The 21,559-nt window shown below is 74.9% G+C and carries 21 protein-coding genes and 1 other RNA gene; 12 read left to right on the forward strand and 10 right to left on the reverse strand.

Annotation, left to right across the window (positions count from 1 at the left end; all coding sequences use genetic code 11):
* Positions 1-88: 88 nt before the first annotated feature.
* The gene (locus ACFWP2_RS01105; protein ID WP_380446965.1) at positions 89-2,080 is read right to left on the reverse strand and encodes an alpha/beta fold hydrolase; all 1,992 of its coding nucleotides are present in this window, start codon (positions 2,078-2,080) and stop codon (positions 89-91) included.
* 853 nt (positions 2,081-2,933) lie between these two features.
* Here ACFWP2_RS01105 and ACFWP2_RS01110 point away from each other — a divergent pair.
* Genes ACFWP2_RS01110 through ACFWP2_RS01120 form a run of 3 tightly spaced genes read left to right on the forward strand, consistent with a single transcriptional unit; the run spans position 2,934 to position 5,675 of the window.
* A complete protein-coding gene (locus ACFWP2_RS01110; protein WP_380446967.1) occupies positions 2,934-3,770 on the forward strand; it encodes a Nif3-like dinuclear metal center hexameric protein in 837 nt (278 codons plus the stop codon).
* A 23-nt stretch (positions 3,771-3,793) separates the two neighbouring features.
* Positions 3,794-4,537, forward strand: coding sequence for a zinc ribbon domain-containing protein (locus ACFWP2_RS01115; protein ID WP_380446969.1), 744 nt, complete (start codon positions 3,794-3,796; stop codon positions 4,535-4,537).
* A 4-nt stretch (positions 4,538-4,541) separates the two neighbouring features.
* Positions 4,542-5,675, forward strand: a complete 1,134-nt coding sequence (locus ACFWP2_RS01120; protein WP_380446971.1) for a bifunctional RNase H/acid phosphatase — start codon at positions 4,542-4,544, stop codon at positions 5,673-5,675.
* Between the two features lie 58 nt (positions 5,676-5,733).
* Here ACFWP2_RS01120 and yaaA read toward each other — a convergent pair whose 3' ends face one another.
* A complete protein-coding gene (gene yaaA, locus ACFWP2_RS01125; RefSeq protein ID WP_380446974.1) occupies positions 5,734-6,519 on the reverse strand; it encodes a peroxide stress protein YaaA in 786 nt (261 codons plus the stop codon).
* A gap of 219 nt (positions 6,520-6,738) precedes the next feature.
* Here yaaA and ACFWP2_RS01130 point away from each other — a divergent pair, with 219 nt between their 5' ends.
* The 3 genes from ACFWP2_RS01130 (at position 6,739) to ACFWP2_RS01140 (ending at position 9,077) form a co-directional block, all read left to right on the forward strand.
* Positions 6,739-8,232, forward strand: coding sequence for an MFS transporter (locus ACFWP2_RS01130; RefSeq protein WP_380447480.1), 1,494 nt, complete (start codon positions 6,739-6,741; stop codon positions 8,230-8,232).
* 13 nt (positions 8,233-8,245) lie between these two features.
* Positions 8,246-8,643: RNase P RNA component class A (gene rnpB / locus ACFWP2_RS01135), an RNA gene on the forward strand.
* Between the two features lie 167 nt (positions 8,644-8,810).
* Positions 8,811-9,077, forward strand: coding sequence for a hypothetical protein (locus ACFWP2_RS01140; RefSeq protein ID WP_380446976.1), 267 nt, complete (start codon positions 8,811-8,813; stop codon positions 9,075-9,077).
* An 80-nt stretch (positions 9,078-9,157) separates the two neighbouring features.
* On the opposite strand, the gene ACFWP2_RS01145 is transcribed toward ACFWP2_RS01140, so the two are convergent.
* Together ACFWP2_RS01145 and ACFWP2_RS01150 are read right to left on the reverse strand one after the other, a co-directional pair.
* The gene (locus ACFWP2_RS01145) at positions 9,158-9,415 is read right to left on the reverse strand and encodes a Prokaryotic metallothionein (RefSeq protein ID WP_380446978.1); all 258 of its coding nucleotides are present in this window, start codon (positions 9,413-9,415) and stop codon (positions 9,158-9,160) included.
* Between the two features lie 95 nt (positions 9,416-9,510).
* On the reverse strand, positions 9,511-9,909 hold the full coding sequence (locus tag ACFWP2_RS01150; protein WP_224273954.1) for an ACT domain-containing protein: 399 nt from the start codon (positions 9,907-9,909) through the stop codon (positions 9,511-9,513).
* A gap of 168 nt (positions 9,910-10,077) precedes the next feature.
* Here ACFWP2_RS01150 and ACFWP2_RS01155 point away from each other — a divergent pair, with 168 nt between their 5' ends.
* Complete coding sequence (locus tag ACFWP2_RS01155) at positions 10,078-10,776, forward strand: PadR family transcriptional regulator (RefSeq protein WP_380446981.1); 699 nt, start codon at positions 10,078-10,080, stop codon at positions 10,774-10,776.
* Between the two features lie 78 nt (positions 10,777-10,854).
* Here the strand turns inward: ACFWP2_RS01155 and ACFWP2_RS01160 are convergent, their stop codons facing one another.
* Together ACFWP2_RS01160 and ACFWP2_RS01165 are read right to left on the reverse strand one after the other, a co-directional pair.
* Positions 10,855-11,052: a hypothetical protein gene (locus ACFWP2_RS01160; protein WP_380446983.1), complete on the reverse strand. Its 198-nt coding sequence runs from the start codon at positions 11,050-11,052 to the stop codon at positions 10,855-10,857.
* An 81-nt stretch (positions 11,053-11,133) separates the two neighbouring features.
* Positions 11,134-11,364: a hypothetical protein gene (locus tag ACFWP2_RS01165; protein ID WP_380446985.1), complete on the reverse strand. Its 231-nt coding sequence runs from the start codon at positions 11,362-11,364 to the stop codon at positions 11,134-11,136.
* Between the two features lie 509 nt (positions 11,365-11,873).
* Between ACFWP2_RS01165 and ACFWP2_RS01170 the strand changes: the two genes are divergently transcribed.
* Positions 11,874-12,569 carry a bifunctional DNA primase/polymerase gene (locus ACFWP2_RS01170; RefSeq protein WP_360344261.1) on the forward strand — a complete coding sequence of 232 codons (696 nt, stop codon included), beginning with the start codon at positions 11,874-11,876 and terminating at the stop codon, positions 12,567-12,569.
* 45 nt (positions 12,570-12,614) lie between these two features.
* On the opposite strand, the gene map is transcribed toward ACFWP2_RS01170, so the two are convergent.
* Positions 12,615-13,460 carry a type I methionyl aminopeptidase gene (gene map, locus ACFWP2_RS01175; RefSeq protein WP_380446988.1) on the reverse strand — a complete coding sequence of 282 codons (846 nt, stop codon included), beginning with the start codon at positions 13,458-13,460 and terminating at the stop codon, positions 12,615-12,617.
* Positions 13,461-13,572: 112 nt separating this feature from the next.
* On the opposite strand from map, the gene ACFWP2_RS01180 reads away from it, so the two are divergent.
* On the forward strand, positions 13,573-13,800 hold the full coding sequence (locus ACFWP2_RS01180) for a hypothetical protein (RefSeq protein ID WP_359896920.1): 228 nt from the start codon (positions 13,573-13,575) through the stop codon (positions 13,798-13,800).
* A 34-nt stretch (positions 13,801-13,834) separates the two neighbouring features.
* On the opposite strand, the gene ACFWP2_RS01185 is transcribed toward ACFWP2_RS01180, so the two are convergent.
* On the reverse strand, positions 13,835-15,172 hold the full coding sequence (locus tag ACFWP2_RS01185) for an MFS transporter (protein WP_380446990.1): 1,338 nt from the start codon (positions 15,170-15,172) through the stop codon (positions 13,835-13,837).
* A 96-nt stretch (positions 15,173-15,268) separates the two neighbouring features.
* Entirely contained in the window at positions 15,269-15,964 is a 696-nt protein-coding gene (locus tag ACFWP2_RS01190) for a hypothetical protein (protein WP_380446993.1), read from the reverse strand.
* 47 nt (positions 15,965-16,011) lie between these two features.
* On the opposite strand from ACFWP2_RS01190, the gene npdG reads away from it, so the two are divergent.
* Both npdG and ACFWP2_RS01200 read left to right on the forward strand, forming a co-directional pair.
* Entirely contained in the window at positions 16,012-16,704 is a 693-nt protein-coding gene (gene npdG / locus ACFWP2_RS01195) for an NADPH-dependent F420 reductase (protein ID WP_380446995.1), read from the forward strand.
* A 147-nt stretch (positions 16,705-16,851) separates the two neighbouring features.
* Positions 16,852-17,037: a hypothetical protein gene (locus tag ACFWP2_RS01200; RefSeq protein WP_360344282.1), complete on the forward strand. Its 186-nt coding sequence runs from the start codon at positions 16,852-16,854 to the stop codon at positions 17,035-17,037.
* 22 nt (positions 17,038-17,059) lie between these two features.
* Here ACFWP2_RS01200 and ACFWP2_RS01205 read toward each other — a convergent pair whose 3' ends face one another.
* Entirely contained in the window at positions 17,060-17,875 is an 816-nt protein-coding gene (locus tag ACFWP2_RS01205) for a site-2 protease family protein (RefSeq protein ID WP_380446998.1), read from the reverse strand.
* Between the two features lie 230 nt (positions 17,876-18,105).
* Between ACFWP2_RS01205 and ACFWP2_RS01210 the strand changes: the two genes are divergently transcribed.
* Positions 18,106-21,513 carry a BTAD domain-containing putative transcriptional regulator gene (locus tag ACFWP2_RS01210; RefSeq protein WP_380447000.1) on the forward strand — a complete coding sequence of 1,136 codons (3,408 nt, stop codon included), beginning with the start codon at positions 18,106-18,108 and terminating at the stop codon, positions 21,511-21,513.
* Positions 21,514-21,559: the final 46 nt, after the last annotated feature.

The raw sequence follows: 21,559 nt of genomic DNA on the forward strand, positions 1-21,559 counted from the left end.
TGCCCACCCGCGGCGAGTTCACCCGGATCGCCCAGTGCGGGGCCGCCGCGGGGCTGCCGGGCGGGCCGAGGCCGCGCCGGGCGGCGGATCAGCCCGGACGGCCGGTCCGCAGGAACGTGGCCAGCAGCTCGTGCAGGACGGCGGCGCCCTCGTCCGCGAGTACCTCGTGCCCGGCCCCGGCCGCCTCCACGTACCGGAAGTCCTCGCCCTCGATCCGGCCGATCCGCAGCAGCTCGTGCCGCAGCGACCGGGACTGGCTCACCGGTACGACCTCGTCCCGGTTGCCGTGCACCATCAGCAGCGGGGCGCTCAGCCGGTGCGCGAGCTGCAGGACGTCGCGCGGGCCGCGGGCGTCGGCGATCGGCTCGCCGCCGCCCAGGCGGGTGGTCAACGCCCCTACGGGCGGCGCAGCTTCGGCCAGCAGCCGGGCGCCGGACAGGAACGGCGCGACCACCGCGCAGCGGGAGACCTGCTCGGCCGGCGCGTGCGCGGCCGCCAGCAGCGCCAGGAAGCCGCCGTAGCTGACCCCGAAGAGGGCCGGCGGCTCCAGGCCGAGGGCGGCGCGCTGGCCCGCGATGCCGTCCAGCAGGTGCAGCACGTCGTCCAGGTCGGGACCGCCCCAGGCGCCCCGGATGGCCAGCGCGTGCGGCACGCCGTAGCCGGTGGAGCCGCGCTGGTTCGGCGCGACCACCGCCAGGCCCTCGGCGGCCATCCGCTGCAGCGCCGGGTCGAACTCCAGCCGCCAGGCGTCCGCCGGGCCGCCGTGCAGCGCCAGCACCAGGTGCGGACTGCTCAGCCAGGCGTCCCCGCCGTACACCACGGCCTCCAACGGGCCTGCCGGGCCCGCCAGTTCGAGGCTCTGCGCGGGCTGCCAGCGGCCGCCGTCGCCGGGCGCGGTGCTGCCGTCCAGCCGCCAGCCGGGTGGCTCGGTCAGCACCGGGCGCACCCCGCCGGGCTGCCAGGGCAGGATGGTGTCCCGCCACGGCCCGGGCAGCCCCGAGGCCAGCGGTGCGAGTCGTAGCGGCAGCGGCGTCGGCCCGGAGGCGGCCGGGAGCGGACCGTGCGCCAGCAGCGCGTCGACGTCCAGGGTGGCCAGCGCCGCCGGATGGTCGGGCGAGGAGTACGGCAGCCGCAGCCCCGCCTCGCCCCAGTGGCCGACCGCGCCGAGCCGCCCGGGCGGCACCGGCAGCGGGTCCAGCCGCCCGGCCGAGGGCCGCCACAGTGCGAGGGCCGAGCCCGCGCCGTGGTCGATCTGCACCGCGACCCCCGGGCCGTCCGCCGCCACCCGGAGCGCCACCGGCCGCAGGAGCATGCCCGCGACGTGCAGGCACTCCGGGAACCGCAGCGGCTCCCCGGATCCGAGGACGCCCCAGCCGAGCCGGTCGGCGCCGGGCGCGTCGCTGCGCACCATCGCGAAGCGGCTGTCCGGGTCGAACAGCACCAGGCGGTCGTTGCTGTCCGGGCCGATCTCCAGCAGCGGGGTGGTGGAGCCGGTGCGCAGGTCGAGCACCACGCTGCGGACCAGGCCCGCGTTCACCCGGTCCAGCGCGAGCAGCGTGCCCGTACGGTCCAGCCAGGTGCCGCCGCCGTGCAGCCCCGGGATCTCGGCGACCTGCTCGGGCTCGCCGCCGTCCGCGCGTACGAGCCAGACGGTGGTCGCCGGGCGGGTGTCGCTGCCGAGGGCGACCGCCACCGGCGGCCGCGGGCCGGCCCCGGCCCGGGTCGGGAGCGGCAGCACCCGCAGTCCGGCCATCCGCAGCGCGCCCGCGTGCTGTTCCGCGGTGGAGCCCTCGCCGGGCGCCAGGCGGACCAGGTCGTGCCGCTCGCCGTCGTGCCGGCAGATCAGCACCGAGCCGTCCGACAAGGGGACCAGCTGCGAGCGCGGGCTCTCCGAGCGGTTGCCAGGCAGCGGCAGCGGGGTCGGTACGGCCGGGCCGCCGTCCTGCGGCAGCCGCCAGCTCTCCACGTACCAGCCGCTGTCGGCGGAGGAGGCGAGGCAGGCGGCGTGGCCGCCGTCGGCGGCGAAGGCGAAGCCCAGCCGGCGCAGGGCCTGGGTCACGGTCCGGGTGGCCACGTTCATGCTCCACTCACCCCGGGGGTGCCGTCGCGCCGCGGCCGGGTGGTCCCCGGGCCGCTCGGGGGCCGCCCGGCGATTCGTTCCTGCACCGGGAAGGCGGAGCCCTCCCGTCCGACCCGCCCGACCGGCTCGACCCGCCCGACCGGCCCGACGGCGTGCGGCTCCGGGGGCGCGGACGCGGGCGGCCCGGCCGCGCGCCGGAGGCCGCCGCCGGTGACGTCCCGGTCACCGCCGTCTCCCCGGCCTCCGGCACCGGTCGGTGCCGCCCGCGTCGCCTCCGGCCACGAACCCGCCGCGGCCGGTCCGGGTGCGACCGATCCCCTCTTACCGGCCGTACGCAGCGATGTGCCCGCTCCCATTCGCCACCACATCCCTTCGTCCCGGCCACCGCCCCGGGTGCCCACTGCTCGAGGCACCCGGGCCACGGCCCGGCCTGATCGGTCTTCCCGGAGGGAGCGGCGGTGCCGCCCCGGCGCGGGAGCGCTCGCCCGGATCCCGTCCGGCCCGGCGCGGCCGCCGCCCGACTCCTGTCGCGGCTGGCGCCGGGGCAACTCCCGTTCGCAGGAGTGAAGTTACTTTCGAGCCAACCGAAGCCTCAACGCAGAGCCGGTCACTTCACTCGTAAGGGTGATCAAGGCATGGTTTCGAATTCGTACGAGACCCCTGCTGTGAGTAACGGACGCCAGGCGTGCGGCCGCGTACGGAGCGCGCGGGCCCCGTCGGGCGCCTCCCGTCGACGATTGACGCGCACCCGTACGCCCACAGCTCCCGCGTCCGAACAGCCGCGACGAATTCCCCGGCAGCCCGCCGAACGGCCGAGGCCCGACCGCCCCCGCGCGCACGGTAGTCTCGACAGGTGCCGAAACTGTCCGACGTCATCACCGCGCTCGAAGAGGTCTACCCGCCGCAGTGGGCGGAGTCCTGGGACGCCGTCGGCCTGGTCTGCGGAGACCCTCAGGCCGAGGTCAACCGCGTGCTGTTCGCCGTCGACCCCGTCCAGGCGGTCGTCGACGAGGCCGTGGAGTGGGGCGCCGACCTCGTGGTCACCCACCACCCCCTCTACCTGCGCGGCACCACCAGCGTCGCCGCCACCACCTTCAAGGGCCGGGTGGTGCACACCCTGATCACCAACGGCATCGCCCTGCACGTCGCCCACACCAACGCCGACCACGCCGACCCCGGCGTCTCGGACGCGCTCGCCGAGGCGGTGGGCCTGAAGGTCACCGGCCCGCTGGTGCCGGACCCGACCGACCCGCTGGGCCGCCGCGGCAGCGGCCGGATCGGCCTGCTGGAGCCCCCGCTGCCCCTCTCCGCCTTCGCCGCGCAGGTGGCGAAGGGCCTGCCCGCCACCGCCGCCGGCGTCCGCGTGTCCGGCGACCCGAACCGGCTGGTCAGCCGGGTCGCGGTGTGCGGCGGCTCGGGCGACAGCTTCCTCGCCGACGTCCGGTCGGCCGGCGTGGACGCCTATCTGACCGCCGACCTGCGTCACCACCCGGCCTCCGAGGCCGCCGAGGCGGCGCCCGTCGCACTGCTCGACGCCGCCCACTGGGCCACCGAGTGGCCCTGGCTCACCCTGGCCGAGCGGGCCCTGCTGGCCGCCGCCGACAAGCGCGGCTGGGCCGTGGAGACCAAGGTCTCCCACCGGGTCACCGACCCGTGGACCGCGCACGCCCCCATGTCCTTCACCGCCTGACCCGATTCACAGGAGCTCTCCGCTTGAACGCCGCGCCCGCCGACCAGATCCGCCTGCTCGACCTCCAGGCCATCGACTCGAAGCTCGACCAGCTGGCCCACCGGCGCCGGAGCCTGCCCGAGCACGCCGAGATCGACAAGGCCACCGCCGACCACACCGCGCTCAAGGACCTCGTCGTCGCCGCCGAGGCCCAGAAGGGCGACACCGCCCGCGAGCTGACCAAGGCCGAGCAGGACGTCGAGCAGGTCCGCTCCCGTGCCGCCCGCAACCAGCAGCGCCTGGACTCCGGCGCGATCACCTCGCCGAAGGACCTGGAGAACCTCCAGCACGAGATCGGCTCGCTCGCCAAGCGCCAGGGCGACCTGGAGGACGTCGTGCTGGAGATCATGGAGCGCCAGGAGAGCGCCAAGAGCCGGGTCGAGGAGCTGTCCGCCCGCCTTGAGCACTCCACCGTCGTGCTCAAGGAGGCCGAGGGCCGCCGCGACGCCTCCTTCGCCGAGATCGACGGGGAGGCCGACAAGGTCAAGCGCGACCGCGAGACCGTCGCCGCCGTCATCCCGGCCGACCTGCTGAAGGTCTACACCAAGCTGCGCGAGACCCAGGGCGGCGTCGGCGCGGCCCGCCTCTACCAGCGCCGCTGCGAGGGCTGCCGCACCGAGTTCTCCATCACCGAGCTGAACGCCATCAAGGCCGAGCCGGCCGATAAGGTGGTCCGCTGCGAGAACTGCTCGCGGATCCTGGTCCGCACCTCCGACTCGGGCGTCTGAGCCGGTGACGGCGCGCTTCATCGTCGAGGCTGACGGCGGGTCCCGGGGCAACCCGGGGCCGGCCGGCTACGGCGCGGTGGTCCGCGACGGGGACACCGGGCAGATCGTCGCCGAGGCCGCCGAGTTCATCGGCCACGCCACCAACAACGTGGCCGAGTACAAGGGACTGATCGCCGGGCTCAGGGCGGCCCGCGCGCTGGACCCGGACGCCTCGGTGGACGTCCGGATGGACTCCAAGCTGGTCGTCGAGCAGATGTCCGGGCGCTGGAAGATCAAGCACCCCGACATGCAGCCGCTCGCCGCCGAGGCGCGCACCGTCTTCCCGCGCTCCAGGGTCACCTACACCTGGATCCCGCGCGAGCGGAACAAGGACGCCGACCGGCTGGCCAACGAGGCGATGGACGCGGGCAAGGCCGGGCGCCAGTGGGAGCCCCGCAAGCCGGCGGCCGCCGTCGAGGAACCGCCGCTGGAGACCGCCGCCCCCAAGGCCGGCTGGGCCGCCCCGGCCGACCTCGGCACCCCGACCACCTTCGTCCTGCTGCGCCACGGCGAGACCCCGCTCACCCCGGAGAAGCGCTTCTCCGGCAGCGGCGGCAGCGACCCGGAGCTCTCCGACAAGGGCCGCTGGCAGGCCGAGCGGGCCGCCGAGGCGCTGGCCGCGCGCGGCACGGTCCAGGCGGTCGTCGCCTCCCCGATGCGCCGCACCCGGCAGACCGCCGAGACCGTCGCCGAACGGCTCGGCCTGGAGGTCCGGTACGAGGACGGGCTGCGCGAGGTCGACTTCGGCGACTGGGAGGGCCTGACCTTCGCCGAGGTGCGGGAGCGCTACCCGGACGACCTCACCGCCTGGCTCGGCTCCGCCAAGGCCAAGCCGACCGGCAGCGGCGAGAGCTTCACCACGCTCACCCACCGGGCCGGCGTCGCCCGGGACAAGATCCTCGCCCGGTACGCGGGGAAGACCGTGCTGGTGGTCTCGCACGTCAGCCCGATCAAGACCCTGGTCCGGCTGGCGCTCGGCGCCCCGCCGGACTCGATGTACCGGATGGAGCTGTCCGCCGCCTCGATCTGCGCCGTCCAGTACTACGCGGACGGCAACGCCTCGCTGCGGCTGCTCAACGACACCTCGCACCTGCGCTGACCCGGCCGGGGCAGCCGGTCGGTGGACCTCGGTGCACTTCGGTGCACCACAGTGCATCTCAGTGCACCTCGGTGACCACCACGTCCAGCTGCCACGGCTTGCGGGCGGTGCCCTCCGCCGCGAGCTCCACCCGGTGGCCCAGCTCCAGCAGCGCGTCCATCAGCTCCTCGGGGTTCTTCGGCTCGGCGCCGGTGACCAGCAGGTCCCGGACGATCCGCCCCTTGGTCGCCTTGTTGAAGTGGCTGACCACGGTGCGCTTGCCGTTGCGCTCCTGGAGCACCCGGACGGTCGCGGTCCGGGAGGCCACCTCGCCGGCCGGCCGCCAGGCCGCCGCGTACGCGGAGCTGCGCAGGTCCAGCACCAGCCCGTCCGCGACCTCCGGAAGCACGGGGGCCATCGCACTCCGCCAGTACGCGCCGAGCGCCCCCAGCCGGGGGAGCTTCACGCCCATCGAGCAGCGGTAGGACGGGATCCGGTCGGAGATCCGCACCGCGCCCCAGAGACCGGAGAAGACCAGCAGCGAGCGCTCGGCCCGGTCGTACGCGACGGCGTCCAGGGTGGCCAGGCCGAGGTTGTCGAACAGCACCCCGGTGTACACCTCGCCCGCCGGGCGGGCCCCGGCCGTCGGCAGTCCGGCGTTCTTGGCGATCTCGCCGCGCAGACCGGGGGAGAGCCCGAGCACCTCGGCGGCGGTGTCCTCGTCGCCCCGGCACAGGCCCACCAACGCGTCCAGCACCGCACCGCGCGCCGCGGCCAGCCCGGGCAGCGACAGCCGCTCCAGCGCCACCGGCCCGCCGTCGCCGGACCCGGCCTTGCCCTCCGAGGGCGGCAAAAGCACCAGCACAGCGGACTCCTCGACAATCTGTGGCACACGAACCCCGCAACCCTACTGCGCCGGCCGCGCACACCCCGCGGCCGCCGCCCGGCCCCCGTCTCCTGGCCGCACCCCTGCCGTCGCCCCCGCTGGAGGACTGCGCCACCCGGACGCGCCGCCAACCCGCCCCGGGCCACCGCGCGGTGGGAGGATCGGTCCGTGCCCGACCCCCAGCCCCGCGCCGCCGCCCTGCCCGCGCCCGCGCCCGCTCCCGGGCCCGCGCTCGGGCCCCGCCGCCGTCTGCTCGTCCTGGCGATCTGCTGCCTGAGCCTGTTCATCGTCGGCCTCGACAACACCGTGGTGAACATCGCCCTGCCGGTGATCCAGCGGGACCTGGGCGCCCCGGCGTCCGGGCTCCAGTGGATCATCGACGCCTACACCCTGGTGCTGGCCTCGCTGCTGATGCTGTTCGGCTCGGTGGCCGACCGCTTCGGCCGCCGCCGGGTCTTCCAGACCGGCCTGGTCTGCTTCGCGCTCGGCTCGCTGCTGTGCAGCCAGGCGCCGAGCCTGGGCTGGCTGGTGGCGTTCCGGGCGCTCCAGGCGGTGGGCGGCTCGATGCTCAACCCGGTGGCGATGTCGATCATCACCAACACCTTCACCGACCCCGGGGAACGGGCCCGGGCGATCGGCGTCTGGGGCGGGGTGGTCGGCATCTCGATGGCGCTCGGCCCCCTGCTCGGCGGCTTCCTGGTGGACGGTGCGGGCTGGCCGTCGATCTTCCTGATCAACGTTCCGGTGGCGCTCGCCGCCATCGCGCTGACCGCCCGCTTCGTGCCCGAGTCCCGGGCGCCCCGGCCGCGCCGGCTGGATCCGGTCGGGCAGCTGCTGATGGTCGTGCTGCTCGGCTGCGGCACCGCCGCGATCATCGAGGGCCCGGCCAACGGCTGGACCTCCCCGCTGATCCTCGCGCTGGCCGCCACCGCCGTCGCCGCGCTGATCGCCTTCCCGCTCTGGGAGCGCCGGGTGGCCGAGCCGCTGGTGGACCCCCGCTTCTTCGCCAGCGCGCCGTTCACCGGCGCCACCGTCACCGCGGTCTGCGCCTTCGCCGCGCTCGGCGGCTTCCTCTTCCTCAACACCCTCTACCTCCAGGACGTCCGCCACTACGGCCCGGTCGAGGCCGGCCTGTGGACGCTGCCGATGGCCGGGATGATGCTGGTCTGCGCGCCGCTGTCGGGACGGATCGTCGCGAGCCGGGGCCCGCGCCTGCCGCTGGTCGCGGCCGGGCTCGGCCTCGCCGCGAGCGGGCTGCTGCTCACCCGGCTCGCGGCCGACTCCCCACCCGCCCTGCTGCTGGTCGCGTACGGGCTGTTCGGCTTCGGCTTCGGCATGGTGAACGCGCCGACCACCAACGCCGCCGTGTCCGGCATGCCGCGCGCCCAGGCGGGCGTGGCGGCCGCGGTGGCCTCGACCAGCCGCCAGATCGGCCAGTCGCTGGGCGTGGCGGTGATCGGCACGGTCGTCACCGCGGCCGTGGTCGGGCCGGTGGCGACCGGCTTCGCGCAGGCCAGCCACGCAGGCTGGTGGATCCTGGTCGGCCTCGGCGCCGCCGTCCTCGTCCTGGGCCTGGTCACCACCACCGCCTGGGCGAGCGCGACGGCCGCCCGGGTGGCCGCCCGCCTCGGCGCCGAGCCGCCCACCGTCCGGTCCGGTGTACGGGAGGCGCCGCCCGAGCGGCTACGATGACCACTACGGCGGAAGAGCCGGCCGGGCGGTCGCGACGGGTCCCAGACCCGCCGAGGAACGTCCGGGCTCCACAGAGCAGGGTGGTGGGTAACGCCCACCCGGGGTGACCCGCGGGACAGTGCCACAGAAAACAGACCGCCCACCGCTTCACGTGGTGGGTAAGGGTGAAACGGTGGTGTAAGAGACCACCAGCGACCGGGGTGACCCGGCCGGCTAGGTAAACCCCACCTGGAGCAAGGTCAAGATCGGCGCCCTCGGGCGCCGTGCGCGGACGTTTGAAGGCTGCTCGCCCGAGTCCGCGGGTGGACCGCACGAGGCTGTCGGCAACGGCAGCCCTAGATGGATGGCCGCCTCCCCGGGCCGCGCGAGCAACCCGGGAGACAGAACCCGGCGTACAGGCCTGCTCTTCCGCCCCTGGCTTCACGAGGGCCCTCCGACCTGCGGAAACGACAGGTCGGAGGGCCCTTCGTCATGGCTGGGCGGGCTCCCCCGGGGGCTCCGGATGCGGGCCGCGGCGGGGCGGCGCCACGATGGAGGCAGCGGGCAAGGCCCGAATCCGAGAGGAAGGGGGCGTACCCATGGCCCCTCTGCCACCCGACCCGTGCAGCCGCATGAAGACCTGGATGGCCACGGCCGAGCACGCGGTGGAGCACGACCTCACGGCCGTGGGGAACGACCAGGCCGGGCTCGACCGGCTGCGTTCCCAGCGTGATCCCGATCCGGTGAAGGTCGCCTCGGCCGAGGCGGGACTGGCCGCGGACCGCCGGCAGCTGTCGTACGACGAGAAGCGGCTGTCCGACCTCCAGCACAAGTTCGACCAGGAATGCGGACCTTCCGTCCCCTGACGGAGGCGGGGACCCCCGCACGGCGATGCCTGCCCCGGCCGGGGCGGGCATCGGTCCTCAGGCGGGGCGGGCACCGGTTCTCAGGCGGGGCGGGCGCCGACGGCGTCGCGGATCTGGTCGCCGAGGCCGCCGTTGACGCGGGCGCAGTTGGCGCAGCAGAAGAACATGCCGGCCACCTCGACGCCGTGGCCGACGATGCGGACCGAACACTGTTCGCAGCGCGGGGCGAGCTTCTCCATGGCGCACTCGAAGCTGTCGAAGGTGTAGGTGTCGCCGGTGACCGTCTTGATCTCGAAGGCCAGCCAGTAGTCGTTGCCGCAGGTGACGCAGATGGCCATGGCGGCCGTCTCCTTCCGGTGGGGCGGCCCGGGGTGGCCGCGCGGTCACCTCCAGTGTTGGAGGCCGCCGGGGAGACGGCCACTCGGCGTCGACGTCAGGCGGAGCGGGCGGCGAGGTCCTCCAGGGCGCGGACGGCGCGGTCGGCGTCGTCGGCGGCGACGAACAGGTGGTCGTGGTGGAAGCCGGCCACCACGTTGCAGCTGATGCCCTCCTCGGCGAGCCGGCCGGAGACCGCGGCGGTCAGTCCGACGGCCTCCAGCGCCGAGTGGATCCGCAGGGTGATCCAGGCCGCCACGTACTCGTAGCGCAGCCCGAGCGCGTCCGCCTCCTCCTGGGCGACCACCATCGTCACCCCCTCGGGTTCGGCGACGGTCACCACCGGCCGCATGCCGGCGGGCACCCGTGCGGGGAGCGTGCAGTAGACGTACCGCCCCGGGTTGAGCTGCGGGCTCATTCCGCGCAGCAGTGTCGCGAGGTCTCGTTCTGCGGCCATGCCCGCCACCGTAGCGGCTGGACGGGGGATGCACCGGGGATGCGCCGTGCTCCGCGGGCGTGTCGGAATCCGTTGACGAGCGACAGTCACCGATATATCGTCGAACTATCGAGACAGTAACTCGACTGGCTCGTCGAACATCGGAGACACACGCAGGAGGTGGGCGCGATGCGCTCAGAACGTCAGGGGAAGCGATTCCGCTGGGACGGCCCGCGCGGCGGCGGAGCGGGCGGCGGCCGGCGCCGCGGCCCGGGCCCGGAGTTCCGGGGAATGCCCGGGGAGGGCATGGAGGGCCGGGAGGCGTTCGGCGGGTTCGGCCCGCCGTTCGGCGGCGGCGGCCCCGGCCGGCCGATGGGCGGCCCGTTCGGGCACGGCTACGGCGGCCACGGCGGCCGGCGCGGTGGTCCGCACGGGCGGCGCGGCGGGCGGGCCCGGCGCGGTGACGTCCGGGCCTCGCTGCTGGCGCTGCTCAAGGAGCGGCCGATGCACGGCTACGAGATGATCGCCGAGATCACCGAGCGGACCGGCGGGGCCTGGCGGCCCAGCCCGGGGTCGATCTACCCCAACCTCCAGCTGCTGGAGGAGGAGGGCCTGATCACCGCGGAGGAGGTCGGCGGCAAGCGGCTGGTCTCGCTCACCGAGGCGGGCCGGGCCCAGGCCGACGCCGGGCCGGCCGAGCCGTGGGCGGAGGCCGGCCGGGAGGTCGACTGGGAGGCCGTCCAGGAGGTCGGCCAGGCGCTCGCCGCCGTCGACCAGGCGATCCGGCAGGTCATGGCCACCGGCACCGAGGCGCAGCGCACCAAGGGCCTCGCCGTGCTGACCGAGGCCCGCAAGAAGCTGTACCTCATCCTCGCCGAGGATGACTGACCGACCCGGGGGGAGCCGGGGGAGGACCCGCGGGGGAGCGGGACGGGTGCCGCGGCCGGCCGTGCGGTCCCACGGGGCTCACGGCCGGACCGCGAACAGTGCGGCGCACACCAGCAGCAGTACCGCCCAGCCGAACCAGAGCCAGGCGTTCGGCCCGATCGCCACGCTGTAGAGGCACACCACCAGGAGCAGCACACCGGTGACGCCGGCGACCTGCCGGTTGTGATGGGCGACCGCCCGCGAGCGGCTCCTCGGGTGCCGTACCGTCCTCGCCATGCCGACCTCCCCGGAAGGCGAACGAAGGGCAACGCCGGGCAGTGCAGGGCGCCGCGGGCGGCGAGGAAGCGCGCGGGCCCGTCAGCCGGAGGCGCGGGCGGTGGCCGCCTCGTCGTACTCGTAGCGCCAGAACCAGCTCAGGCCCCGAACCTGCTTGCTCCGGACGTACACCAGTGTGCGCGCGGGGGCCTCGCCGTGCGCGGGGACCGGAACCTTGTACTTCTTGGGCACGCCGAGGATCGGCCCCAGGGGGATGGGCAGGATCTTCCCGTCCAGGGGGCCGCCCACGAATTCGGTGTCCGCGCTCTTCATCCCTCCAGGGTCTCACCTCCGCGGAACACCCCGGACGGGGCCGTGCCGGGAGCGCCGGAGGGGGAGCGCCGGGGCTGTCGGGGGGCTCCCGGGCGGGAGGGCGGGCGGAGGTCGCGTGAGGGCGGCGTGCCGGGAGTGTGCCCGGGGTGCGCCGCGGGCGTCACCGCGAGTGTGACCGGAGAGGCACCGCCCCCGGTCATCCGGAGGCCCTCCGCACCCTTATCCTTCCTGTTACGCCCTCGGGGTCCACCCGGGTCAGCGGGCCCCGTACGGGCCGGGCGAGGCGCGAATCCGCGCGCCCTCCGGCCGATTTGGCGCGGACAGCGTGCTGCCGCGACTGCGTACCGTGACCCGGGCGTCGGCCGTCCGGTGACCCCGGGCAACGGCCGGCAGGGCGCGGACGTCAGGGCCGAGCACCCCGGGAAGCAGCCGGGGGCGCCGTGCGTTGCGTCGGATGTACGTCGAACGCTGTGTCGCACCAGGCACGGCAGTTGCGCGGAAGGGGCCCGATGGAAGCCGGCAGCAGGTGGACGACCTGGTGGCAGAAGCGTGATCGTCAGCGGGCGGGGGGCGCCGACGACCCGGCCGCCGGACTCGATCAGCTGCTCGGCGCGGTGCGCGCCGGATTCCCCCTCGCGCCCGCCGCCCACCCCTCCGGTTACCGGTGCTCCTGCGACCGGGTGGCCTGTCCGGCGCCCGCCCAGCACCCGGTCTCCTTCGCCTGGCAGACCCAGGCCACCACCGACCCCGAGCAGCTCTCCCGCTGGCTCGCCCGCGACCCCCAGGCCAACTTCATCACCGCCACCGGCCGGGTGCACGACGTGCTGGACGTCCCGGCGGAGGCCGGACGGCTCGCCCTGGAGCGGCTGACCGCGCTGGGCGTCGAGGGCCCGGTCGCCGCCGTCGGCGGGGACCGCTACCTGTTCTTCACCGCCACCCGCGGCACCCCGCAGGACGAGGACGAGTGGTGGCCGAGCGCGCTCGACTCCACCCCGGACACCATGTCCGAGCACCCCGGCCTGCGCTGGCACTGCCGCGGCTCGTACACCCTGCTGCCGCCGGCCGCGCTGCCGGACGGCTCCCAGGTGAGGTGGCTGCGCGGGCCCGAGCAGCCGCTGCCGGACCCGCTGCGCGTCCTGGACGTGCTCACCGACGCCTGTACCGAGGTGGGCGCCGTCGCCGAGGAGCAGTGGCTGATCGGCTGACGACGCCCGGGACGGCGGAAGGCCGGGGGGCACCGCGTCACCGCGTCACGGCAGGGTGAGGATCTCCGCGCCGTCCGCCGTGACCACCAGGGTGTGCTCGAACTGGGCGGTGCGCTTGCGGTCCTTGGTGACGACCGTCCAGCCGTCCTCCCAGATCTCGTAGTCGTAGGTGCCCAGGGTCAGCATCGGCTCGATGGTGAAGCTCATGCCGGGCTTGATCACCTCGGTGGCCCGCTCGCTGTCGTAGTGCGGGATGATCAGGCCGGAGTGGAACGACGTGTTGATGCCGTGTCCGGTGAAGTCCCGCACCACGCCGTAGTCGAAGCGCTTGGCGTAGGACTCGATGACCCGCCCGATGACGTTGATCTGACGGCCCGGCTTGACCGCCTTGATCGCCCGGTTGAGCGACTCCCGGGTGCGCTCGACCAGCAGCCGGGACTCCTCGTCCACGTCGCCGACCAGGTAGGTGGCGTTGAGGTCGCCGTGCACCCCGTGGATGTAGGCGGTGGCGTCGATGTTGACGATGTCGCCGTCCTGGAGCACGGTCGAGTCCGGGATGCCGTGGCAGATCACCTCGTTGATCGAGGTGCAGACGGACTTGGGGAAGCCCCGGTAGCCGAGGTCGGACGGGTAGGCGCCGTGGTCGCACATGTACGCGTGGGCGACGGCGTCCAGCGCGTCGGTGGTGACGCCGGGGGCGATCAGCTTGGCCGCCTCCTCCATCGCCCGGGCGGCGATCCCGCCGGCGATCCGCATCTTCTCGATCGTCTCGGCGGTCTGCACCTCGGGCCCGGTGTACGGCGTCGGCGCGGGCTTGCCGACGTACTCGGGGCGCGCGATGTGCGCCGGGACCTTGCGGGTGGGGGACTGGATGCCGGGTACGAGAGCCATGCCGCGAGTCTAGTCGCCGGTCCCCGGGCCCCCGGGCGGTGTGCGGCCCGGCCCGGGGCGGGGAATGATCGGTACCGACCCATCCCTCCGGCCTTCTGAACGGGAGAGCGCGATGCCCCTCGGATTCAACCGCAAGCCGACCGGCAAACCCGGCGAGTGGTTCTACTGCATCAAGCACAACAAGGTCGAGGAGGGCCCGGAGTGCCCGGCGAAGGACCGCCTGGGCCCGTACGCCACCCCCGAGGAGGCCGCCCAGGCCCTGCGCATCGCCGACGAGCGCAACCGGGAGTGGCAGAACGACCCGCGCTGGAGCGACAAGCCGAAGGACGACGCCGAGTAGCCCCCGGCCGGCGGGGCGTGCGGCGGGGGCGGTGTCAGGCGGGCTGGGCGGCCTCGCGTTCGGTGGCTTCGTGGTGGGCGCGGACGGCGGCGGCGTTGGGGTCGGTGCGGTCGTCGTAGGCGAGCAGCTTCGGGAGGGCGGCGGCGACCGCGAGCACGGCGACCACGCAGGCGGCGCCGCCGGCCCAGACGGCGGCGCGCACGCCGACCAGCCCGGCCATGGTGCCGGCCCGGACCTGGCCGAGCTGCGGGCCGACGGAGTAGCTGAGCAGTTCGACGCCGGCCATCCGCCCGCGCAGTTCGTCAGGGATGGACTGGTTCCACATGGTCGAGCGGGCGAGCCCGCTGATCTCGTCGGCGCCGCCGGCCAGTGCCAGGCCGAGCAGCACCAGTCCGATGTGCTCGGTCAGTCCGGCGAGCGCCATCGCCCCGCCCCAGCCGACGGCGGCGGCCACCAGCAGCCGCCCGTGCCGGTGGACGCGGGAGGTCCAGCCGCTGGTCGCGCCGACCAGCAGGGCGCCCAGGGCGGAGGCCGCGTACATCGGGCCGAGCGCCCAGTCCGCCCCCAACTCCGAGGCCAGGAACGGGAAGACGGCCACCGGGTAGGCGAACAGCATGGCGCAGAGGTCGATCGCGTAGGTGCCGAGCAGGTCCTTGCGGCTCCAGGCGTAGCGGACGCCGGTCAGCACCGCCCGGACGGACGGCCGTTCGGCGCCGGTGCGCGGCGGCACCGCCTTGATCCGGACGAGCAGCAGCAGCGAGACGGCGAAGGACAGGAGGTCCAGCGCGTACGCGGTCTGCACCCCGGCGAAGGCCACCACGACCCCGGCCAGTGCCGGGCCGGCCACCGAAGCGGCGTTGTGGTACAGCGACCTGAGGGCGAACGCGGCGGTCAGGTGCTGGTGCGGGACGAGCCGGGGCAGGAGCGAGTCCAGCGCCGGGCGCTGGATGCCGTCGGCGGCCGCGACCAGCGCGGCGACCAGGTAGATCGGCCACAGCAGCGGGTGCGGCAGCAGGGCGTTGACCAGCAGCAGCCCGGCCAGCAGGCCGAGCGCGACCTCCGCCCGCAGCACCAGCTTCCGGCGGTCCAGCGCGTCGGCGAGGGCGCCGCCCCACAGGCCGAAGACGATCAGCGGCACGAGTTCGACGGCGCCGATCAGGCCGACCGCGAAGGAGGAGCCGGTGAGCTCCTTGATCTGCATCGGCACGGCGACGAGGGTCAGGAACCCGCCGAAGCTGGTGACGCAGCCGGAGGTCCACAGGTAGCGGAAGTCGCGCGAGGCGCGCCAGGGGGACAGGTCGGGCGTCAGCGAGCGCAGCAGCCTCCGGGCACGGCCGGGCACGGCGGGATGCGGGGGTTCGTCGACGTTCACGAATCGTCATCCTCGGACGGCGGTCACCGCCTCCGCAAAGGGTTTTCCGCCCCGTCGACGGCCGGGGCGAGCCCGCCGGTGCCGCGGACGCCCGGCTCACCAGCGGCTGATCGCGGGCGTCGAGGTCAGCCGCCCGGCGAGTCGGACGAGCCGCTCCCGGACGGAGCGGCGGCCGGCCCGCTGCCCGGCGGCGACGCTGACCAGGTGCTGGGCGAGGTCGAAGGGCCCCTCGGCGGCGGTGCCGACGGTCAGCCGCTCGTGCGCGAGCCCGCGCAGCTCGCCGAGGCCGCCGGACCCAGCCGGCCGGCCGAGCTCATCAGGCCCGCCGCGCCCCGCCGGCCCGCCGAGCCCGTCCGCCCCGCCCGCCCCCGCGGGCCCGCCCGGCGCTCCCCCGTCCAGCGCGAGCACGGTCGCGCCGCGCCGCCGGGCGTCCTGCACCCGCTCCAGCAGCGGGGCGCCGGCCGCCTCCGGGACCACCACCAGCACGGTGTCGCCGCGCCCGACCTCGGCGAGCCGCCGCAGGTCGTGCGTCAGGTGGGCGGGGGCGCCGGCCGGCGGGCTGTGCCGCAGCAGGGTGGGCGCCAGCCGGGGGACGTCCGACCACACGGCCTCGTCGTCCAGGTGGGCGGCCAGGTGCCAGGGCTCGTACGCCTCGGTGCCGACCAGCAGCAGCCCGCTCGCCCCGCGCCGCTCCACAGAACGGCGCAGCGCCCCGGCGAAGCCGCCGACCGCCTCCAACCAGCCCGTTCCCGTCAGCCGTTCCCGGAGTGCCGAAACTCTCACCGCGTCCATGCGGGCCAGGATGTCCCGCCGGGCCGGGGATTTGGCAGGATCGGCCCATGACTTCCCTCGATTCAGCGACAAACCCGGCCCATGAAGTACCGGACGTCTCGCAGCTGGTGGTCGGTGTCCTCGGCGGCACCGGCGACCAGGGGCGGGGACTGGCCCTGCGGCTGGCCAAGGCCGGCCAGCAGGTGATCATCGGCTCCCGCGCCGCCGCCCGGGCCGAGGCCTCGGCGGCCGAGCTGGGCCTCGGCGTGCGCGGCGCCGACAACGCCACCGTCGCCCGGGAGAGCGACGTGGTGATCATCGCGGTCCCGTGGGACGGCCACGCCGCCACGCTGGCCGCGCTGCGCGAGGAGCTCGCGGGCAAGATCGTCGTCGACTGCGTCAACCCGCTGGGCTTCGACAAGCAGGGCGCGTACGCGCTGAAGCCGGAGGAGGGCAGCGCCGCCGAGCAGGCCGCCGCCCTGCTGCCGGACTCCCGGGTCACCGCCGCGTTCCACCACCTCTCGGCGGTGCTGCTCCAGGACGAGTCGGTGGAGAGCATCGACACCGACGTCATGGTGCTCGGCGACGACCGGGAGGCCACCGACATCGTGCGGGGCCTGGCCGCCCGCATCCCCGGGATGCGCGGCATCTACGCGGGCCGGCTGCGCAACGCCCACCAGGTGGAGTCGCTCGTCGCCAACCTGATCTCGGTCAACCGCCGCTACAAGGCCCACGCGGGCCTGCGGATCACCGACGTCTGATCCAGGGCGTCTGATCCAGGGCGTGCCCGACACGCCCGGTGCCCGTCGTGTCGACCTCACCCCTGGCCCGGCTCCGGAGGTGAGGTCGGCGACAATGGGTGGCGGCCGTGAACCGGCCGCCCGCACCCGTTCTAGGAGCCTCCCGCCATGCCTCGCACGTCCCGTTTCGCCCTGGCCGCCGTCGTCCTCGCCCTCGTGGCCCTGGTGGTGTCGCTGGTCCAGGGCTTCTGGCTGGGCCTGATCTGGCTGCCGCTGGCCGGCGTGGCCAGCAACGTGCTGTGGATGGACCGCCGCCGGGCCAGGATCGCCGCGGCGGCCGCCGAACAGGGCTGAAGCCCGGGCCTGGCCGTACAGGCTAGTTCTTCCAGAAGCTGAACAGGTACCGGCCGAGCGCCGCGTAGTCCTGGTCGACGCCGAACAGGGTCATCAGGCCGTGGACTATGCCGAAGAAGAACTGGTTCACCTGGGGCTGCCACAGCAGCGCGAACACCGCGAGCATCCCGTACGGCGCGAACGGCTCGACCGCGCGCCGGGTCCGGTACGACAGCCAGGGCTCGACGATCCCGTAGCCGTCCAGCCCGGGCACCGGCAGCAGGTTCAGCACCGCCGCGCTCAGCTGGAGGAAGCCGAGGAAGCCCAGCGCGCCGGAGAACGGCGAGTAGGGCAGCTCGTAGCCGTTCCAGAACGCGTGCACCGTCGGGTCGTCCAGCCAGCCCGCGCCGATCGGGATCAGCAGCGCCGCCGCGATGAGCAGGTTGACCAGCGGGCCGGCCGCCGAGATCAGGCTGTGCTTGAGCCGGCCCTGGATGCGGTTCCGCTCGATCCAGACCGAGCCGCCGGGCAGGCCGATGCCGCCGAGGATCACGAAGACGATCGGCAGCACGAAGCTGAGCAGCACGTTGGCGTACTTCAGCGGGTTGAGCGTGAGGTAGCCCTTGGCGCCGACGGTGATGTCGCCGCCGTGCAGCGCGGTGCGCGCGTGGGCGTACTCGTGCAGGCAGAGCGAGACCATCCAGCCCGCGACCACGAACAGGAACACGCCGAACGAGGCGTTGCCGTAGCCCTGGTACACCGCCCAACCGGAGGTGCCGAGGACGGCGAGGAGCACCCAGAACACCGGGCTGATCCGGCGGTCCTCGCTGCGGGAGCGCGGCGTGGCGGCGAAGGTCATGGTGTGGGTGCTCCGTGGGCAGAGGGGGGTGGGCGGACGCGGGCCGGGTCGATCATGCCGGGCGGGCCGGTGACCGGACAAGCCGCCCCGGGTGAACGTCCGGGCGCGCGGCGGCGTTCCACCGGCCGAGGCGCCCCACCCGCGGTGGCGCTCCACCCTACGTGCCGGGCCGGGGCGGGCCCAGCACAATTGTGCGGCCCTTCCCCCGCGCATCGACCAGAATGGTCCGGGTGTACTACGGCATCCTCGGGACGACGACCGCCCAGCACGACGACGGCACCCCGGTGGCGATCGGCGGTGCCCGGCTGCGGGCCCTGCTCACCGCCCTGGCACTGAGGCAGGGCCGGCCGGTGCCGGCCGACCTGCTGGTGGACGAGGTGTGGGAGGCCGAGCCGCCGCAGGACTCCTCCGCCGCGCTCCAGACCCTGGTCGGCCGGCTGCGCCGCACCATCGGCCGGGACGAGGTCGGCTCCGGCCCGGCCGGGTACTGGCTGACCGGCCCGGCCACCGACCTCGCCGACTTCCAGCGGCTGACCGGGGAGGGCCGGCGCGCCCTGGACGCCGGGGACCACGCGCTCGCCGCCGAGCGGCTGCGCGCCGCCCTGGCCCTGTGGCGCGGCCCCGCGCTCGCCGACCTGCCGGACCGCGGCGGCCCGGCCGTCCGGCTGGAGGCCCAGCGCGAGGAGGTGCGCCGCCACCGGATCACCGCGGACCTCGGCCTCGGCCGGGCCGCCGAGCTGATCGCCGAACTGGCCGAGCTGTGCGAACGGCAGCCGCTGGACGAGCCCTTGCAGCTGCTGATGATCCGGGCGCTGCACGAGAGCGGGCGGACGGCCGAGGCGCTGCGCCACTACGAGCGGACCAGGCGGGCCCTGGCCGACGAGCTCGGCGTCGACCCGGGGCGCGGACTCCGGTCCCTGTACGCCGAGTTGCTCGCCCCGGCGCCCCAGGCGGCCCCGGTGTCCTCGGTGTCCCCGGTACCCCCGGCGGATCCGGCGCCCCAGGAGGAGTCGAGGCCGGGGCCCGACCCCGCCCCCCTGCCCACCGCGACGCCCCAACTCCCGCGCTCCGGCGGCAATCTGCGCGGCCGGCTGACCAGCTTCGTCGGCCGCGAGGACGATCTCGCCGCGCTGCGCGCGATGCTGACGGACCGTCGGCTGGTGACCCTGACCGGCCCCGGCGGCTCCGGCAAGACCAGCCTCTCCACCGAGGCCGGCCGCGCCGAGCAGGCCGCCGGAGCCTGGCCGGACGGCGTCTGGGTGGCCGAACTCGCCCCGCTGGAGAGCCCGGACGCGGTGCCCGCCGCCGTGGTCTCGGCGCTCGGCCTGCGCGAGATCGTGCTGCACAGCACCAACATGGTCGCCGAGGTGATCGACAAGCGGGCCGAGGACCCGGTGCGCCGGCTGGTCGAACACTGCGGCCACCGCCGGATGCTGCTCGTCCTGGACAACTGCGAGCACCTGATCCAGGCCGCCGCCGACCTCGCCGACGTCCTGCTCGCCGAGTGCCCCGGGCTGACCGTGCTCGCCACCAGCCGCGAGCCGCTGGGCGTACCGGGGGAGACGGTGCTGCCGGTCGAGCCGCTGCCCGACCCGGTCGCGCTGCGGCTGTTCGCCGAGCGCGCGGCCGCCGCCCGTCCCGGCTTCGACCCGCGCAGCGACCCGGAGGCCTGTGCCGAGATCTGCCGCCGGCTGGACGGGCTGCCGCTGGCCATCGAACTGGCCGCCGCCCGGCTGCGGGTGATGACCGCGCGCCAGATAGCCGACCGGCTGGACGGCCGGTTCACGCTGCTCACCGCGGGCAGCCGCACCCTGCTGCCGCGCCAGCAGACGCTGCGCGCGGTGGTCGACTGGAGCTGGGACCTGCTGGGCAAGCGGGAGCGGGCGGTGCTGCGCCGGCTCGCGGTGTTCGCGGGCGGCTGGCAGCTGGAGGACGCCGAGGCGGTCTGCGCCGACGGCGTCGGGGTGGCCCCCGGCGAGGTCGCCGACCTGCTGCTGTCGCTGGTCGACAAGTCCCTGCTGGTGGCCGATCTGGACGGGGCCAGCCTGCCGCGCTACCGGATGCTGGAGACCATCCACGAGTACGCGACCGAGCGCCTCGCCGAGTCCGCCGCCGAGCGCGCCGCCACCGAGGGCCGCCACCTGGCGCACTTCCGGACCATGCTCTCGCTCGCCGACGCGCAGATCCACGGCCCCCGGCAGCTGCACTGGCTGACCGTGATGGAGCGCGAGCAGGACAACATCCGGACGGCGCTGCGCCGCGCCGTCGACCTGCGCGACGAGGAGCAGTCGCTGCTCCTCGCCCTCGGCATGAGCTGGTACTGGTCGCTGCGCGGCTACAGCCTGGAGGCGCGCACCTGGTACAACGCCGTCGCCGCGCTCGGCCCGGACCCGTTCGCCCCGGACGCCCCGCGGCCGGTGCCGCTGAGCCGCAGCGTGCACGCGTACGACCTGCCGCTGCCCGCGGGGGTGGTCGAGGAGGCCCGCCGGCTGCTCTCCATGTACCGGCTGATCGGCCTGTTCGAGGGCAACCTGGACGTCCTCGGCGATCCGGAGGCGATCGAGGTCGCCCAGCGGCTGATGGACGTCTACACCCCGGAGCTGCCGCAGTCCTACCGCTTCCCGGCGCTGATGCGGGTGTTCGGCGCCTTCCTGGCCGGCCGCCTGGACATGATGAAGGGCCTGCTGGACGACGCCGTGCGCGGTTGCCAGGAGCACGGCGGGCCGAGCGACCTGGCGTTCATCCTGCAGGTCCGGGCCAGGATGATGAACGACTGGCCGAGCGGCGCGGAGCAGAGCATCCGGGACGGCGCGCGGTCGCTGGAGCTGTACGAGCAGGCGGGCGACCTCTGGGGGATCTCCCAGGCGCTGTCCGCGCACGGCGAGTCGCTGTCGAACCGGGGCGAGTCCGCGGCCGCCGCGGAGGCGTACGCGCGGGCGATCGAGCTGATCGAGGAGCTGGGGGCGCACCTGGAGGTGCCGATCCTTCAGGTGAACCTGGGCACCGCCCTGCTGGAGCAGGACATGGAGCGCGGCGAGCGGGTCATCCGCCAGGCGCTGGCCTCCATCGAGGCCCCCGGCCTCAACCAGTCCACCACCGGGGCGCTGATGTTCGGCCACCTGACGCTCTGCGGCATCCACGCCCAGCGCGGCGAGTTCGACCTGGCGCTGGCCGAGCTGGACGAGCTGGACACCGTCCGGGTGGGCGGCTTCGCGCCGAGCCTGGTGACCGGGATGCTGCTGAGCGCCCGGGGCTGGATCACGGCCCGGGCCGGCGATCCGGAGGCGGGGTTCGAGATGCTGCGCGACGGCTGGCGGCAGCTGCGGGCGGTGACGGCGGCGAGCGGTTTCGCCGAGCACATGACGGTCATGGTGGTGCCCGCGGTGACGGCGGTGCTGTGCGCCTTCGCCCGGCGCGACGGGGATCTGGAGCGGGCCCGGGCGGCGGCCGTGCTGACCGGCGCGCACGGCGGGCTGAACGGCCCCAAGGGCGGTTACCTGGACCGGGTCGAGCGCGACCGCTCGGAGGCGATCCTGCGGGAGCTGATGGGCGACGCGGAGTTCGAGGAGACCCGGGAAGGCGGGGTCGGGATGACCCAGGAGCAGGCCTTCGAGCTGCTGGAGTCGCTGATCGGCTAGCCCGCGCGGTGGGCCCGTACGTTCGCTGGGCCCGTGCAAGCCGGCG

Origin of the sequence: Kitasatospora sp. NPDC058444 (assembly GCF_042721415.1) — a bacterium.
Classification (GTDB): domain Bacteria; phylum Actinomycetota; class Actinomycetes; order Streptomycetales; family Streptomycetaceae; genus Kitasatospora.

Excerpts from the sequence above, each read along its gene's own strand:
- ACFWP2_RS01105 (WP_380446965.1), bottom strand. The coding sequence starts at position 2,080 with ATGAACGTGGCCACCCGGACCGTGACCCAGGCCCTGCGCCGGCTGGGC.
- ACFWP2_RS01140 (WP_380446976.1), top strand. The coding sequence starts at position 8,811 with ATGGCCCCTCTGCCACCCGACCCGTGCAGCCGCATGAAGACCTGGATG.
- ACFWP2_RS01145 (WP_380446978.1), bottom strand. The coding sequence starts at position 9,415 with ATGGCCATCTGCGTCACCTGCGGCAACGACTACTGGCTGGCCTTCGAG.
- ACFWP2_RS01150 (WP_224273954.1), bottom strand. The coding sequence starts at position 9,909 with ATGGCCGCAGAACGAGACCTCGCGACACTGCTGCGCGGAATGAGCCCG.
- ACFWP2_RS01155 (WP_380446981.1), top strand. The coding sequence starts at position 10,078 with ATGCGCTCAGAACGTCAGGGGAAGCGATTCCGCTGGGACGGCCCGCGC.
- ACFWP2_RS01160 (WP_380446983.1), bottom strand. The coding sequence starts at position 11,052 with ATGGCGAGGACGGTACGGCACCCGAGGAGCCGCTCGCGGGCGGTCGCC.
- ACFWP2_RS01165 (WP_380446985.1), bottom strand. The coding sequence starts at position 11,364 with ATGAAGAGCGCGGACACCGAATTCGTGGGCGGCCCCCTGGACGGGAAG.
- ACFWP2_RS01170 (WP_360344261.1), top strand. The coding sequence starts at position 11,874 with ATGGAAGCCGGCAGCAGGTGGACGACCTGGTGGCAGAAGCGTGATCGT.
- map (WP_380446988.1), bottom strand. The coding sequence starts at position 13,460 with ATGGCTCTCGTACCCGGCATCCAGTCCCCCACCCGCAAGGTCCCGGCG.
- ACFWP2_RS01180 (WP_359896920.1), top strand. The coding sequence starts at position 13,573 with ATGCCCCTCGGATTCAACCGCAAGCCGACCGGCAAACCCGGCGAGTGG.
- ACFWP2_RS01190 (WP_380446993.1), bottom strand. The coding sequence starts at position 15,964 with ATGGACGCGGTGAGAGTTTCGGCACTCCGGGAACGGCTGACGGGAACG.
- npdG (WP_380446995.1), top strand. The coding sequence starts at position 16,012 with ATGACTTCCCTCGATTCAGCGACAAACCCGGCCCATGAAGTACCGGAC.
- ACFWP2_RS01200 (WP_360344282.1), top strand. The coding sequence starts at position 16,852 with ATGCCTCGCACGTCCCGTTTCGCCCTGGCCGCCGTCGTCCTCGCCCTC.
- ACFWP2_RS01205 (WP_380446998.1), bottom strand. The coding sequence starts at position 17,875 with ATGACCTTCGCCGCCACGCCGCGCTCCCGCAGCGAGGACCGCCGGATC.